Source organism: Ornithinimicrobium cryptoxanthini (genome assembly GCF_023923205.1).
Taxonomy (GTDB): Bacteria; Actinomycetota; Actinomycetes; order Actinomycetales; family Dermatophilaceae; genus Ornithinicoccus; species Ornithinicoccus cryptoxanthini.
This window is the reverse complement of record NZ_CP099490.1, coordinates 1-15548: the sequence shown is the minus strand read 5'-3', so window position 1 is coordinate 15548 and position 15548 is coordinate 1. Positions and strand designations below refer to the sequence as shown.

The window sequence follows — 15548 nt, the reverse complement described above, 5'->3', positions numbered from 1 at the left end:
GGACCGACCCGACACCGTGACGACAGGAGCAGCACCAGATGTCCGATCGCGGGCCGGCGATCCAGACCCACCGCCTTGCCATGCAGTATGGCGACACGCGGGTCCTCGACGACGTCACGCTGAGCATCGGCACCGGTGAGGTCGTGGCTCTCCTGGGTCCCAACGGCGCCGGCAAGACCACCACGATCGAGATCCTCGAGGGCTTCCGGGTCCCGTCCGGTGGTGAGGTGCAGGTCCTGGGTGAGACACCGCATACGGCTGGCGAGGCCTGGCGGGCCCGCGTGGGTGTCGTGCTGCAGTCCTGGCGTGACCACGGCAAGTGGCGCGTCGGCGAGTTCCTGGACTATCTCGGGATGTACTACACCGACTACGCGACGGCTGCTGTCGAGCGCCCGTGGCCGACCACCGACCTGATCGAGCGGGTGGGTCTGGCCGGCAAGACGCTGCGCCGCCTCGACCGGCTCTCCGGTGGTGAGCGCCGTCGCCTGGACGTGGCAGTCGGGCTGCTCGGCCGCCCCGAGGTCCTCTTCCTCGACGAGCCGACCGCCGGCTTCGACCCTCAGGCACGCCGTGACTTCCACAAGCTCATCCGGTCCCTGTCCGACCTGGACACCACGATCCTGCTGACCACCCACGACCTGACGGAAGCGGAGATCCTCGCCAGCCGCATCCTGGTGCTGGCCGGCGGCACGATCGTCGCTGACGGCAGCCCCGACGACCTGCGCCACCGGATGTCGGCCACCGCCTCGGTGAGATTCCGGCGCGACGGGCACCTGCACACCGAGTCCACGGACGACCCGGTCAGCTACCTTCGCTCAGTCCTCGCCGAGCCGGGCGAGATCGAGGACCTGGAGGTGCGCCGAGCCTCCCTGGAGGAGGCCTACCTCGCCCTCGTCCATCAGGTCGAGACCGGCGCCGACACGCAGGCGGCGAGCTTCGGCATACTGCCCGACGAGGCGACCGAGACTGGGGACGAGACCGACCCAACCCGCGCACGAGAGGGAGCCTAAATATGGCGACCGTCCTGCGCGCTGCCCTGCGCCGGGCCACGATCGAGCTGCGGCTGCAGATCATGTCCCCGCTGGTGCTCCTCGCGCTGCTCGGACCGGTCGTCATGCTCGCCGTGCTGTTCTGGTTGCGGGACTCGCAGCTGATGGAGAGTGCGCTGTCGCTCGGCCAGTTCCTGGTGCCGGCCTATCTCGCGTTCGGCATCATCAGCGGCGGCGTGCTCGGCGTCTCCGGCGAGATCACCACCGAGCGCGACGACGGCACCCTGCTGCGCGCCAAGACCGTGCCGCACGCGATGACGGGCCACCTGCTCGCCAAGTTCTTCGCCAGCATCGTCACCACCCTGCTGCCGATCGCCGTCATCCTGATCGGCGCCTCGTTCATCGTGGACGGCGTCACGCCGACGACCGCCTGGGGGTGGATCCGGCTGCTGCTGCTGTCCATCCTCACCATCGCGGCGATGCTCCCGCTGGGTGCGGTGCTGGGCTCGATCTTCAAGGGGCCGTTGGCGCTGCTCTTCACCACGATGGCCATCTATGGTCTCTGCGCGGTGTCGGGGCTGTTCTATCCGATGACGGCCATGCCCGGATGGCTGCAGTGGGTCGTGCAAGTCTTCCCGGTCTACTGGCTCGGCCTCGGGTTCCGCTCCGTGATCCTGCCGGCCGAGGCGGTCGCCCTGGAGATCGGGGAGTCCTGGCGCACCTGGGAGACGTTCGGCGTGCTGGGGATCTGGGTCGTCATCGGTCTGCTCCTCGCGCCGATCGCACTGCGTCGTATGTCGCGGCGCCAGTCCGGCTCTGCGCTCGCCTCCGCGCGCGAACGGGTGCTGACGCGCGGCTACTGATCAGCCCCGCGCCAGCACCGCTCACGTGCGGGCGGTCCGGCTCACCGACGCTTGTGCCTGTCCAGGTCGAACCGCACGACCTCACCACCGCCGGGCACGACCGCGCCCGTCGTGACATAGGCATAGTCCTTGTGGACTGTGACGCCATAGGGAGCGAACAGGTCGTCGGCGATGACCTTGTGAGTGCTCTTGCCCTTGCGCACCTGGACCAGGGAACCGGTGAGGTCTTCGGACAGCAGGCCATTGTTCGACAGCTGCACGGCATACAGCTTGCCCTTGGCCCAGGTCAGGTCGGTCACGTTGGTCAGGCCGGTGGCCCACTCGGTCATGTTGCCGTGCCGATCGATCCGCCAGATGATCGAGCCGTCCACCGGGAAGGGGAAGCCGGTCAGGAGGCTGACATAGATGGCGCCGTCAGGACCTCGCTCAGCGGCGGTGGGCACCGGCTCGAACGGGATCGGCGTGCCCGGAGGCAGCCCCAGGAACGGCGGTGCCTCGGCCATCCCGCCCGGAGGCACGCCCACCAGGGACACGTTGCCCCGCTTGCTGAGCTTCAGGACGGCGTTTCCTCCCGCGTCGGTGACCAGCCAACCGCCCTTCTTGTCCGCGACGATCGCGTTGGGGTTGGTGTCGAGGTTGTCCGGGTGCGGGTTGGATTCCGTCTCGAACTGGGCGAGGTCGGCAAACTCCCGGATCTTGACCCTGTTCTTGCCCTTGAACCTGACCTCCTGGACCGTGGCGAGGTCGGCGTAGGTCTCGTTGTCGAAGAGCTCCACCATCAGGTCCCGGGAGGCAGGGTCAGCCCCCAGACCAATGGTGACCATCAGCTTGTTGCCCTTGATCGCGACGTCGCTGGGGCCGGTGCTCTCGCCACCACCGAGGTCGACCGAGGGCAGGCCAGTGACGACCCGATGCTGGCCGCCCTTGCGGGAGATCTTGGTCACCGATCCGGTCTCACCCAGCCGGATCTCAAACCACTCCGGGTGCTCTAGAGGATCGTAGCTGCCGCACAGCAGGAGGTTCTCGTCATCTCCGAAGATCGGTCCCGCCTCACTGAGCACGACACAGTCCTCGCCACCGGTGCCCGCCTCGGCGACATACAGGTCACCATTGGGAGCAGCCGTCAGGTGCCTCGGGCTGTTCAGCTCGCTCGCGACCACTTTTCCCTTGCCGCCGTCGCCAGGGTCCGGGCGGTGATCGCGCCCGCCAGCCGTGGCGATAGACGTGAACGCGGTCATCGTGAGACCGACAGCGACTGCCCCCGCGAGGGCGCGACGTGATGCTGAGCGCATGGCTCCTCCTGAACGTGGTTGTCACAGAAACGGCAAACAACTCACGCTATTGCGGGGGAGGAGGCGCTGGCAATATACCCCAAGAGGGATGTGCAAAGCGGGTCAAGAGGGCTACACTCTTTGGCCCAATATTGCGAGGAGCTGGTAGAGCGGACCGCGTGGAAGAGCGGAGGCCTACTCGTCCGACAGGGTCAGCTGTGCCCCACCGACCAACGCCGTGCAGACGTTGTAGAGGAACGCCGTGAGCGTCGAGAGCGCCGTCAGCAGGATCACGTTGATCACGCCGATGACCACCGACAGCGACACCACCCGGCCGAACCCGATGTAGTCCATCAGGTTGAAGTCGCTCGCGGAGTTCTCACCGGTGGTGATCTCCACGATCAGGTCGTTGACGGTGGAGAAGACGTTCATGCCGTTCAGGACCGTCCAGAGGACGGAGACCATGATCACCGTGGCCACGCCCAGCGCGACGGAGACCAGGAAGCTGATCTTCATGACCGACCACGGGTCGACCCGCTGCAGGGTCAAGCGGACCCGACGCGGACCGGTGCGCCGCACTGGTCGCCCGGGGGCGCTGCGCGGGGCCGGGCCGCGCGCCTGGGACGAGCCCGGGGAGCCACTGCCCCCGCGCGCCCTGGCCGCTGCGGCGCTCAGGTCACGCCGGGGTGCCGTCCGCGCCATCGCGCCGTCCCGCATCCCCGTGCCCTGTCCGGTCTGGGTGCCGGGGCGGCGGATCTTCTGGGTCTCATCGCCTGCACCGGCCGGGCGCGTTGACGCCCGGGGTGCACCCGCCGAGGTGCCCTGCCCAGTCGTGCTCACTGCTCGCCTCCCGTGTCCGGTTCATCGGCGTCCGCGGTGGTCTCGCTCGAGAGCTCCTCCGTCGCGTCACTCACCTCGGCAACGTCCGCCGACTCATCAGACGGTAGTGCATCGACGGGGGTGGAAGCCTCATCAGCGCCGGTGACTTCTGCATCCGCACCGAGGATGGACTCCACCTCTTCGGGCAGAGCTGTCTCGGCGTTGACCGCGACGGCCACGATCGAGTCGCCCTTGCCCGGGGTCGCGAACTTGACTCCGGCGGTGTCCCGGCCGGTGACCCGGACCTGGTCGATCGAGGAGCGCACCACGTTGCCGCGCTCCATCACCACGAGGACCTCGTTGCCCTCCTCGACGGTGAGGGCACCGACCAGGTCGCCACCCTTCTCGGTCGCCTTGGCCACCTTGATGCCGAGACCGCCGCGGCCCTGGACCCGATAGGCCGAGACCGACGTCCGCTTGGCCATGCCGTTCTCGAACACGACGAAGACAAAGGGCTCGCTGCCGTCCGGGACGACGGACATGGACAGCAACCGGTCCGCGCCACGGAACTTCATGCCGGTGACACCGGAGGTCGCGCGCCCCATCGGGCGCAGCGCGGTGTCGGTGGCGGTGAACCGGACCGACTGACCCTTGACCGAGACCAGGAGGATGTCGTCGGCGGCACCGGCCAGGCCCGCGCCGACCAGCTCGTCCCCGTCGCGCAGGTTGACAGCGATGAGGCCACCGGAGCGTGGCGAGTCGTAGTCCGCCAGCCGGGTCTTCTTGACCAGGCCGTTCTTCGTCGCCAGGACCAGATAGTCCGCCTGCTCGTAGTCCTCCACCGCCAGGACCGACGCGATCTGCTCTCCGGGCTGGAAGGCCATCAGGTTGGCCACGTGCTGGCCCTTGCCGGTCGGCCCGCCCTCGGGGATCTCGTAGCCCTTGGCGCGATAGACCCGCCCGAGGTTGGTGAAGAACAGCAACCAGTGGTGGGTGTTGGTGGTGAAGAAGTGCGAGACCACGTCGTCGGCCCGCAGCGCCGCGCCACGACGGCCCTTCCCGCCACGGTTCTGGGGGCGGTACTCGGTGACCTTGGTGCGCTTGGCATAGCCGCCACGCGTGATGGTGACCACGACGTCGTCCTGAGGGATCAGGTCCTCCATGGACACGTCACCATCGAAGCCGACGATCTGCGTGCGGCGCTCGTCGCCATACTTCTCGACGATCTCGGTCAGATCGTCGCTGATGATCTGGCGCTGCCGCTCGGGCCGGTCCAGGATCTCCTGGAACTCCACGATCTGCGCCTCCAGCTTGTCGTGCTCGTCGATGATCCGCTGGCGCTCCAGGGCCGCGAGCCGGCGCAGCTGCATCTCCAGGATGGCGCGGGCCTGGGTCTCGTCGATCTCCAACAGCTCCATCAGGCCCTCACGGGCGTTCTCCACCGTGGAGCTGGCGCGGATCAGCGCGATGACCTCGTCAAGGGCGTCGAGCGCCTTGAGATAGCCGCGCAGGATGTGGATCTGCTCCTCGGCGCGCTTGAGCCGGAACTTCGTGCGCCGGACAATAACCTCGATCTGGTGCTCGACCCAGTGCCGGATGAAGGCTGAGATCGGCAGGGTCCGCGGCACGCCGTCGACGATCGCCAGCATGTTGGCGCCGAAGTTCTGCTGCAGCTGGGTGTGCTTGTAGAGGTTGTTGAGCACGACCTTGGCCACGGCGTCGCGCTTGAGCACGATGACCAGGCGCTGCCCGGTGCGACCGGAGGTCTCGTCTCGCATGTCGGCGATGCCCTTGAGCTTGCCGTCGTTGACGAGGTCCGCGATCTTCTTGGCCAGCGTGTCCGGGTTGACCTGGTAGGGCAGGTCGCGCACCACCAGGCAGGTCCGGCCCTGGATCTCCTCGACCTCGACGTTGGCCCGCATCATGATCGAGCCGCGGCCGGTGCGGTAGGCCTCCTCGATGCCACGGCGACCCATGATCTGGGCGCCGGTGGGGAAGTCTGGCCCCGGGATGATCCGGATCAACGCCTCGAGCAGCTCCTCCCGGGTGGCCTCGGGGTTGCTGAGCAGCCACTGCACCCCCTCGGCCACCTCACCGAGGTTGTGCGGCGGGATCTGGGTGGCCATCCCGACCGCGATGCCGGCAGAGCCGTTGACCAGCAGGTTCGGGAAGCGCGCAGGCAGGACGGACGGTTCCTGGGTCTTGCCGTCATAGTTGTCGGTGAAGTCGACGGTGTCCTCGTTGATGTCGCGGACCATCTCCATGGCCAGCGGTGCCATCTTGACCTCGGTGTAGCGCGCAGCCGCGGCCGGGTCGTCCCCGGGGGTGCCGAAGTTGCCCTGCCCGAGCACGAGGGGGTAGCGCAGCGACCAGTCCTGGACCAGGCGCACCAGCGCGTCATAGATCGCACTGTCGCCGTGCGGGTGGTAGTGACCCATGACGTCGCCGACCACGCGCGCGCTCTTGTTGAAGCCGCGCTCGGGTCGGTAGCCACCGTCATACATCGCATAGATGACGCGGCGGTGGACGGGCTTGAGACCGTCGCGCACGTCGGGCAGCGCGCGAGACACGATGACGCTCATCGCATACTCGATGTAGCTGCGCTGCATCTCCGTGTTGAGGTCGATTTCCTCGGTGCGGTCCGTCTCCGGCGGGTTGATGTCGGTCACGCCTGTCCTTCTCGTATGTCGTGTGGCTCAGTCTGCGTTGCCGCGGGCCAGGGGGCGAAGCCCCCGCGGGGGGTCTCCGGGGGGCCGGGCCCCCGGACGTCTAGATGTCGAGGAAGCGCACGTCGCGGGCGTTGCGCTGGATGAAGCCACGCCGTGCCTCGACGTCCTCACCCATCAGCACCGAGAAGACCTCATCGGCCTTGGCGGCATCGTCGAGGGTCACCTGGAGTAGCACCCGGTGGTCGGGGTCCATCGTGGTCTCCCACAGCTCGGAGTAGTCCATCTCGCCCAGACCCTTGTAACGCTGGATGCCAGAGTCCTTGGGCAGCCTCCAGCCCTTGGTCTGGCCCTCGGCGAGCAGCGCGTCGCGCTCACGGTCGGTGTAGGCGAACTGGTGCTCCGCGTTGGACCACTTGAGCCGGAAGAGTGGCGGTTGCGCGAGATAGACGTAACCGTGCTCGATCAGTGGGCGCATGAACCGGAACAGCAGGGTCAGCAGCAGCGTGCGGATGTGCATGCCGTCGACGTCGGCATCAGCCATCAGCACGATCTTGTGATAGCGCGCCCTGGTGATGTCGAAGTCCTCACCGATGCCGGTGCCGAAGCCGGAGATCAGGGCCTTGACCTCCTGGTTGTTCAGCACCCGGTCGATGCGGGCCTTCTCGACGTTGAGGATCTTGCCGCGGATCGGCAGGATCGCCTGATTGAACGGGTTGCGCCCGCGCACGGCCGAGCCGCCGGCCGAGTCGCCCTCGACGATGAACACCTCGGAGATCGTCGGGTCGTTGCTCTGGCAGTCACGCAGCTTGCCCGGCAGGCCGCCGGACTCCAGCAGCCCCTTGCGGCGAGTCGCCTCACGGGCCTTGCGTGCGGCCATGCGGGCCGCGGCGGCATGGACCGACTTGGTGACGATCTCCTTGGCCTCTCGGGGGTGCGCCTCGAGCCAGTGGCCGAGCTCGTCGGTCATCGCCGACTGGACAAAGCCCCTCACCTCGGAGTTGCCAAGCTTGGTCTTGGTCTGCCCCTCGAACTGCGGCTCGCCGAGCTTGACCGAGATGACAGCCGTCAGCCCCTCCCGGATGTCCTCACCGGTGAGGTTGGCGTCCTTTTCGCGCAGCAGCTTGTTGGTGCGTGCGAAGTCGTTGATCAACCGGGTCAGCGCCGCCCGGAAACCCTCCTCGTGCGTGCCTCCCTCATGGGTGTTGACCGCGTTGGCATAGGTGTGGACCGACTCGCTGTAGGAGCTCGTCCACTGCATCGCCACCTCGATCGCCAGCATCCGCTCCTTGTCCTCGGTCTCGAAGGCGATGACCTCGTCGTGGACGGTCTCGGTCTTCTTGGACTTGTTGAGGTGCAGGACATAGTCGACCAGGCCGTTGTCATAGCGGTAGTTCAGCGGCTTGCGGAGCGCCTCGCCCGTGGGGGAGGCATCGGGTGTGGCGTCGACGTCTTCCAGGCCGACCCCGTCGATCGGGTCGTCCTCGATGGCGTCGATGTCACGCACGACCTCGATCGGTCGCTCGTCGGTCAGCGTGATCGTCAGGCCCTTGTTGAGGAAGGCCGTCTGCTGGACGCGGGCGCGGATCGTCTCGAAGTCGTGGCTGACCGTCTCGAAGATGTCGGTGGAGGGCCAGTAGGTGATCGTCGTGCCGGTCTCGTCGGCAGGGATCTGCTCGTCCTGGGACAGGGGTGCCTGCGGGACGCCCAGCTTGTAGGTCTGGCGCCACACGTGCCCGCGCTGGCGGACCTCGACCTCGAACTTCTCGGAGAGCGCGTTGACGACGGAGGAGCCGACACCGTGCAGGCCACCAGAGACCTTGTAACCCGAGCCACCGAACTTGCCGCCGGCGTGCAGCTGGGTCAGGACCAGCTCGACCGCCGGCTTCTTCTCGATCGGGTGGATGTCGGTGGGGATGCCTCGGCCGTTGTCCACGACCCGGATCCCGGCGCCCTTGAGGATCGTGACGTCGATGTGGTCGGCGTGCCCGGCCATCGCCTCGTCGACGGAGTTGTCGATGATCTCCCAGACCAGGTGGTGCAGACCGCGCTCACCGGTGGAGCCGATATACATACCCGGCCGCTTGCGCACGGCCTCCAGGCCCTCGAGCACCTGGATGGCGTTGGCGTCATAGGAGGACTCGGTCGCCAACGATGCCGGGTCCCCGTCCTGGGCTGTCACCTCGGGGAGCTCCGGCATCTCCGGCTCGACGTCCTGGGGATTGTCTGGTCCGACAGTGGCCACGGGGCTCCTAGGAAGAGTGGGTGGGTGAACCGCCTCAGTCTACCTGTCCACGGCTCCGGAAGAGGCCATCCACAGCCCAGAACGGCCTTTTCTGCCGCGGAAACCCCCCTTCCCCGAGGTGGGCCATGGAGAACGGACCTCCAGACGGTCCTGGAGGCTCTCTCCCAGGTGCCGTCCGCAGCTCAGCCGTAGGTGTCGCGCGGCCCTCGCCCCTCGGCCCGCAGCCGGCCCTTGCGCCAGCTCGGGGCGGCCGGTCCACGCACGACGATCTCGGTGACCAGCCCCTCGCCGACCTCGACCTCGATCCGGGTCAGGATGGAGTGGGTCAGCAGGCGCACCTGGGTGGCCCAGGCTGTCGAGTCGGCTTGGACGGTGAGCACGCTGGCGTCGAACCCGAGCGGCTGCACGTGCTGGGCCACCTCGGGTCCCACGATTGTGGCCCAACGGCCGATGACCGCACCGACCTGCACCTCGGAGTCCCAACCGCGGGAGCTGACGAGGCGCTCGACTTCGGCCCCCACGAGCCGTGGGTCCCGGCCGGCACCGTCGCCGGTGCCCGAGCGGCGCTCCGCCAGAGCGTCCCCCGCAGTGCGCCGACGGTCGGCCGGGCCCGGGCGCAGACCCTTGGCGCGAGCGTTGGCGCGAGCCCGCGCCAACGCGTCGGCGGCCGCGCTGACGGGCTCGGGCCCGGTGCCCCCGCTCGTGCTGTCGCCGCTCGTGCTCTCGTCGCTCATGACGTCTCAGTGTCCCCCGCATCAGGCTCGGGGTCACTCACCTCTCCGGCGCCGCGCTCCTGCCCGCGGGGGGTCACCGTGCCGTCGACCACGTCCAGGATGACCCCGCGCCCGGACAGCCAGGTGGGGACGTCGTCCGGGACCGCGGCGGTGATCAGCACCTGTTCGCAGGTCGAGATCAGCTGCGCCAGCCGCTCGCGTCGGCCCGTGTCCAGCTCGGCAAAGACGTCGTCGAGCACGAGCACTGGATCGGTCCCGACGTCGTGCTGCAGCAGCCGGAACGCCGCGAGCCGCAGCGCGAGCGCGATCGACCACGACTCACCATGGCTCGCGTAGCCCTTGGCCGGCAGCTCACCGAGGGCGAGGACCAGCTCGTCGCGGTGCGGTCCCACCAGGGTGACCCCGCGCTCCTGCTCCTCGCGGCGGCGCGCCTGCATGACTTCCAGGGTGGCGGCATACAGCTGCTCCTGGTCCGGCACCTCACCAGCGGCGATCGCCTCGGCGACCGACCCCTCGGCACTGGACCGATAGGTCGCCGTGGCCGGGGTGGTGTCATCGCTGATGGTGGCGTAGGCCTCGGCGACATAGGGGGTCAGGTCGCGCAGGAGACGCAACCTCGCATAGGTCAGCGAGGCGCCGACCTGGGCCACCTGTGCGTCCCAGACGCCCAGCGTCTCCTCGGCCGACGCCCGCGCCTGCTCAACGGTCTCACCGGGAGCGAGCCGGTGCTCGGCGACCCCACGGCGGCCCGCCCGCCACAGGTGCTGGCTCGAGCGCAGCAGGGCGTTGCGCTGGCGCAGCGCCTTGTCATAGTCACCGCGCACGCCCACCCAGCGCGGTTGCCGGGCGACCAGCAGGTCGTCGAGGAAGCGGCGTCGCTCGGCCGGGTCCCCCTTGACCAGCGCCAGGTCCTCGGGCGCGAAGAGCACGGTGCGCAGGGTCCCGAGGACATCCCGCGGACGGGTCAGCGGTGACTTGTTCAGGCGTGCACGGTTGGCGCGACCGGGGACGATCTCCAGCTCGACGGTGGTCTCACGCCCGTCGCGGACCACTGCTGCGCGCACGATCGCCGACTCCGCACCGTGGCGGACCAGTGGAGCATCGGTCGCCACCCGGTGACTGCCCAGCGTGGCGACAAACCCCGCGGCCTCCACCAGGTTGGTCTTGCCCTGCCCGTTGCGCCCCAGCAGCGTGGTGATGCCCGGGGCCAGGGCCACCTCGGCGCTGTGATAGCTCCGGAAGTCGATCAGGCTCAGGTGGCGCAGGTGCACAGTCAGTCGGCGGTATGCCGCCAGCTAGCCCTGCGGACCGGCGTTGGAGTCACCATTGGACCCGTCGGAGCCGTCGGTGTCGCCCGAGCCCGAGGAGGGGCCGGCATCGGCGGCGGAGTCACCACCGGACCCGTCGGTGTCGCCCGAGCCGGAGGTGGGACCTGCGTCGGCCGCGTCGCCGGCGGAGTCCGCACCGGCACCGGGGCGTGCGGCGCCCTCGTCGTGCTTGGGCTCGGCCCCGTGGTGGACCTGGGGTGCCTCCTCGTCGAGCATCTGCACGGCGTGGCCCCCGAACTCGCCACGCAGCGCGGCGACGGCCTGCATGGCGGGAGAGTTCTCCTGGCGGGAGGCGAAGCGGGCAAACAGCGCAGCGCTCAGCACCGGCATCGGGACGGCGTTCTCGATGCCCTCGATCAGCGTCCAGCGGCCCTCACCGGAGTCGGTGGTGTATTCGCTGATCCCCTCCAGACCCGGCGTCTCGTCCAGCGCCTTGACCATCAGGTCGAGCAGCCAGGAGCGGACCACCGTGCCGCGGGTCCAGGCCTGGAAGACGCCCTTGACGTCCTTGACCTCGTCCTTGGCCGTGAGCAGCTCAAAGCCCTCGGCATAGGCGTGCATCAGGCCGTACTCGATGCCGTTGTGGACCATCTTGGCGTAGTGCCCGGAGCCGACGTCGCCGGCGTGCACCCAGCCCTCCTCGCGCGGTCCCTCAGGCCGGAGCGCGTCGAAGATCGGCATCGCCTTCTCGACCCACTCCGTCTCCCCGCCGCACATCAGGCCATAGCCCTCCGTGATGCCCCAGATGCCTCCGGAGACGCCGCAGTCGACATAGCCGATCCCCTTGCCGGCCAGCTCGGCATGGTGCTTGATGTCGTCGGTGAAGTGGCTGTTGCCACCCTCGATGACCAGATCGCCCTCATCGAGCAGCTCGCCGAGGTGGTCCACCGTCTGCTGGGTGGGCTCGCCGTGCGGCACCATGACCCAGACCACGCGCGGGGCGTCCAGCGCCTCGACCATGACCTCCAGGCTGTCGACGTCACGGACGTCTGGGTTGAGGTCGAAGCCCACGACCTCGTGGCCGGCCTTGCGCAGACGCTCGCGCATGTTGGCGCCCATCTTGCCCAGGCCGATCATTCCCAGCTGCATGGTCGTGCTCCTTCGTCGGTTGCGTGCTCAGCCCGCAAAACGCACAGGCATCAACACATAACGGTAGGACTCGTCAGACTCACCGTCCATCTCGGACTGACCGGAGAGGACAGCCGGCTTGGAGGGCTGGGTGAAGCTGATCCGGGCAAACGCGGTGCCCAGTGCCGACAGCCCCTCGATCAGGAACTGTGGGTTGAAGGCGATCTCCAGCTCGGGGCCGGTGAGCGAGGCCTCGATGGCCTCACTGCCCTGGGCGTCGTCGCCGGTGCCGGCCTCGATCGCCACCTGGCCGTCGGTGAACCGCAGCCGCACCGGGGTGTTGCGCTCGGCGACCAGGGCCACCCGGCGCACCGCCTCGAGGATGGTGTGGGTGTCCACGACAGAGACAGTGTCGACGCTGTTCGGGAAGATCGAGGTGACCTTGGGGTACTCGCCGTCGAGCAGCCGTGTGGTCGCCCTGCGGGAGCCGGCCTCGAAGCCGATCAGACCTTCCCCACGCGCCGCGTCACCGAGGGCGACCTCGATGGAGCCGGCAGCACCGAGAGCCTTGGACGTCTCGGACAGGGTCCGTGCCGGGATGAGCGCGACGTGGGCAACGCTGGGGTCCTGCGGGTGCCAGGTCAGCTCGCGCATGGCCAGCCGATAGCGGTCGGTGGCCAGCAGGGTCATCTTCTCGCCGTCGATCTCCACCCGCACGCCGGTCAGGATCGGCAGGGTGTCCCCGCGATCGGCCGCGATGGAGACCTGGGCCACGGCGTTGGTGAAGACGTCGCCGGCGACGCTGCCGCTCGACTCGCTGGAGGTGGGCAGGGCCGGGTAGTCGCCCACCGGCATCTGGATCAGCGAGAAGCGACTGGAGCCACAGACCAGCTGCACCTTGTTGCCGTCGGTGGAGAACTCCACCGGCTTGGTCGGCAGGTTGCGGGAGATGTCGGCCAGGAGACGCCCGAGCACGAGCACCTCACCGGACTCGGTCACGTCGGCCTCGACGGTGACGGTGGCGGAGATCTCGTAGTCGAAGGCGGAGAGGGTCAGCGTGCCCTGTTCGTCGGCCTGGAGCAGCACGCCGGCGAGCACCGGGACGGGTGGCCGGCTGCTGAGCCCGCGCACGACCCACGCGACGGCTTCGGACAGGACATCGCGCTCGACGCGGAACTTCACGATGGTCAGCCCTTCACGGATGCGGATAGAACGTACGGATGCGGTGAGAACAGTGGTGCCCCGGGCCGACACTGGCGTCGGCGCATGGAATGACGACATTAGCCGCCCACGTCCGTTGCGCCAACACCTGGGCCGACTTCCCGGCTGGAGTGTCAGGGTCGGCAGGGTTGTCCACCAGGGACGCGGGGCGAGGCCCTCCCAGAGAATAGTTCGTAGTCGTCATAGGTGTTGTGGATCCTGTGGACAGCTTGCAACGTCGCTGGTCGCCGCGGATGTCATCCTGTGTATGCCGCGTGGACACCTCTGTGGAGTACCGACCGCACCTGGGGACGAGCTGGCGTCGTGCACAGACCGGTGCCGCGTCATACCCATGCCATGCCCAGGCCGAGCACCCTCTGAGCACAAGGTTTCCCCGGTCCGTCCACAGGTGGGGACGGACCGGCGCCGGACGAGCACCGACGGGACCGGATGAAGGGCAGATGAACGGCAGGATGTTGCCCACAGAGTTATCCACAGGCTGGGGATAAACTGGTGGATGTGCAGGTGACCGGCGGGTAACCCCAGTGGACGAGCTTGTGCAGGACGGCGGGTGCAGAGCGGTCACGAGCGGGCGAGATCAGCGCGAAGATGCCTTGCGGATCTGTCCGGTCAGCTCGGTGATCTGGTCATAGAGCGCGCGGCGCTCCCCGATCAGTTGGCGGATCTTGCGCTCGGCGTGCATGACTGTCGTGTGGTCGCGGCCGCCGAACTCCTGGCCGATCTTGGGCAGCGAGAGGTCGGTCAGCTCGCGACACAGGTACATCGCGATCTGGCGTGCGTTGACCAGGGTGCGAGAGCGAGAGGCGCCACAGAGGTCGTCGACGCTGATCCGGAAGTAGTCGGCCGTCTCGGTCATGATCGTGCCGGCGGAGATGGTGCCCGCGTCGCCGCTGGGGATGATGTCCTTGAGCACGTGCGCGGCCAGCTCGACGCTGACCGGCATCCCACTGAGGGAGGCGAAGGCGGTGACCCGGATGAGGGCACCCTCGAGCTCGCGGATGTTGGTGGTGATCTTGCTGGCGATCAGCTCCAGCACGTCGCTGGGGATGTCCATGCCCTCCTGGGCGGCCTTCTTCTGCAGGATCGCGATCCGCGTCTCCAGGTCTGGGGGCTGGACGTCGGTCAGCAGTCCCCACTCGAAGCGGCTGCGCATGCGCTCCGCGAAGCCGGAGAGCTTCTTGGGCGGCTGGTCGGAGGTGATCACGACCTGCTTCTCGCTGTTGTGCAGCGTGTTGAAGGTGTGGAAGAACTCCTCGACGGTCTGCTCCTTGCCCTGCAGGAACTGGATGTCGTCGATGAGGAGGAAGTCGACGTTGCGGTAGCGCCGCTGGAACGCGCCGGCCTTGTCGTCCCGGATGCTGTTGATGAAGTCGTTGGTGAACTCCTCGGAGTTCACGTAGCGCACCCGGACCCCGGGATAGAGGCTGCGCGCGTAGTGCCCGATCGCGTGCAGCAGGTGGGTCTTGCCCAAGCCGGACTCGCCATAGATGAACAAGGGGTTGTAGGCCCGGGCCGGCGACTCGGCGACGGCCAGCGAGGCAGCGTGGGCGAACCGGTTGGACGAGCCGGAGACGAACGTGTCGAAGGTGTACTTCGGGTTCAGTCGAGGGTCCATGTCTGCCCCGGTCGGGCGGCTGGAGCCTGCGCGGTCTCCGACGCGCGGGCTGACGTTCGTCGCGCTGTTGAGGGAGGAGTGACCGGCTGAGGGGCCGCTGCCGTTGTCGAGTGGCTGGCCGTCGGTCTGCTCGGTCACCGTGGCCGAGGCGGCAAAGGGGCGTTGCTCCCCGTCATCCTCGCTCTCTCTCGGGGGCGTCGGACGGTCGGCCTCACCCTCGACCTCGCGGCGGAGCATGTCGTCCACCGTGACGGCCAGCCGGACGTCGAGCTCGAGCAGGGTGGAGAGAGCCTGCTGCACGGGATCGCGCAGAGAGGTCTCCAGCGTCTCCTTGGTGTGCTCATAGGGCACGGCCAGCAGCGCGGTGGAGTCGATGAGCCCGACCAGGCGCACCATCGCCAGATAGGCGCGGTCTCGCGGGGAGGTGCTCGCATCGAGCTTGCCCACCGTGTCGCGCCAGACCTGCGTGTAGTCGACCTCTGGCTGCGTCATCGGTAACAGGCGTCCTTCGCTCGCGGTGTGCCTCGCGGTGTGCTCGGTGCCGTCTACCGTACCCCGAGTATCCACAGTGTTATCCACAGGTGTGCATAACATCGTGGACGGACAACCGACTTCGGAACCTAACAAGAACTGAGGGCTCGGGGCAAGTGCCACGACAACTTTTCTTCTGCGGAAGCCTGTCATCGTCGGCGTGTCGCGCTGCCCGCACGGCCCGGGTATGGTCAAGAT

General features: G+C 68.1%; 11 protein-coding genes. 2 read left to right on the top strand and 9 right to left on the bottom strand.

The genetic code is table 11. From position 1 onward, the window contains the following. Positions 1-38: 38 nt before the first annotated feature. Together NF557_RS00055 and NF557_RS00050 are read left to right on the top strand one after the other, a co-directional pair. Entirely contained in the window at positions 39-1010 is a 972-nt protein-coding gene (locus tag NF557_RS00055) for an ABC transporter ATP-binding protein (protein ID WP_252621058.1), read from the top strand. Positions 1011-1012: 2 nt separating this feature from the next. Continuing rightward, the gene (locus NF557_RS00050) at positions 1013-1852 is read left to right on the top strand and encodes an ABC transporter permease (RefSeq protein ID WP_252621057.1); all 840 of its coding nucleotides are present in this window, start codon (positions 1013-1015) and stop codon (positions 1850-1852) included. Between the two features lie 41 nt (positions 1853-1893). On the opposite strand, the gene NF557_RS00045 is transcribed toward NF557_RS00050, so the two are convergent. From NF557_RS00045 to dnaA, 9 genes are all read right to left on the bottom strand, one after another. Next, entirely contained in the window at positions 1894-3144 is a 1251-nt protein-coding gene (locus tag NF557_RS00045) for a ScyD/ScyE family protein (protein ID WP_252621056.1), read from the bottom strand. 174 nt (positions 3145-3318) lie between these two features. Further along, positions 3319-3963: a DUF3566 domain-containing protein gene (locus NF557_RS00040; RefSeq protein WP_252621055.1), complete on the bottom strand. Its 645-nt coding sequence runs from the start codon at positions 3961-3963 to the stop codon at positions 3319-3321. Continuing rightward, the gene (gene gyrA / locus NF557_RS00035; protein ID WP_252624271.1) at positions 3960-6551 is read right to left on the bottom strand and encodes a DNA gyrase subunit A; all 2592 of its coding nucleotides are present in this window, start codon (positions 6549-6551) and stop codon (positions 3960-3962) included. Before gyrA ends, NF557_RS00040 begins: the two co-directional genes overlap by 4 nt. A 160-nt stretch (positions 6552-6711) precedes the next feature. Continuing rightward, positions 6712-8808, bottom strand: a complete 2097-nt coding sequence (gene gyrB, locus NF557_RS00030; protein ID WP_252624269.1) for a DNA topoisomerase (ATP-hydrolyzing) subunit B — start codon at positions 8806-8808, stop codon at positions 6712-6714. Between the two features lie 227 nt (positions 8809-9035). Beyond that, entirely contained in the window at positions 9036-9587 is a 552-nt protein-coding gene (locus NF557_RS00025) for a DciA family protein (protein WP_252621054.1), read from the bottom strand. Continuing rightward, positions 9584-10858 carry a DNA replication/repair protein RecF gene (recF, locus tag NF557_RS00020; protein ID WP_252621053.1) on the bottom strand — a complete coding sequence of 425 codons (1275 nt, stop codon included), beginning with the start codon at positions 10856-10858 and terminating at the stop codon, positions 9584-9586. Before recF ends, NF557_RS00025 begins: the two co-directional genes overlap by 4 nt. A gap of 24 nt (positions 10859-10882) precedes the next feature. Continuing rightward, positions 10883-12004 carry a phosphogluconate dehydrogenase (NAD(+)-dependent, decarboxylating) gene (gnd, locus tag NF557_RS00015; protein WP_252621052.1) on the bottom strand — a complete coding sequence of 374 codons (1122 nt, stop codon included), beginning with the start codon at positions 12002-12004 and terminating at the stop codon, positions 10883-10885. A gap of 27 nt (positions 12005-12031) precedes the next feature. Then, positions 12032-13165, bottom strand: coding sequence for a DNA polymerase III subunit beta (dnaN, locus tag NF557_RS00010; protein WP_252621051.1), 1134 nt, complete (start codon positions 13163-13165; stop codon positions 12032-12034). A gap of 616 nt (positions 13166-13781) precedes the next feature. Beyond that, positions 13782-15311 (bottom strand): chromosomal replication initiator protein DnaA, encoded by a 1530-nt coding sequence (gene dnaA, locus NF557_RS00005; RefSeq protein WP_252621050.1) that lies wholly within the window; start codon positions 15309-15311, stop codon positions 13782-13784. Positions 15312-15548 lie beyond the last annotated feature (237 nt).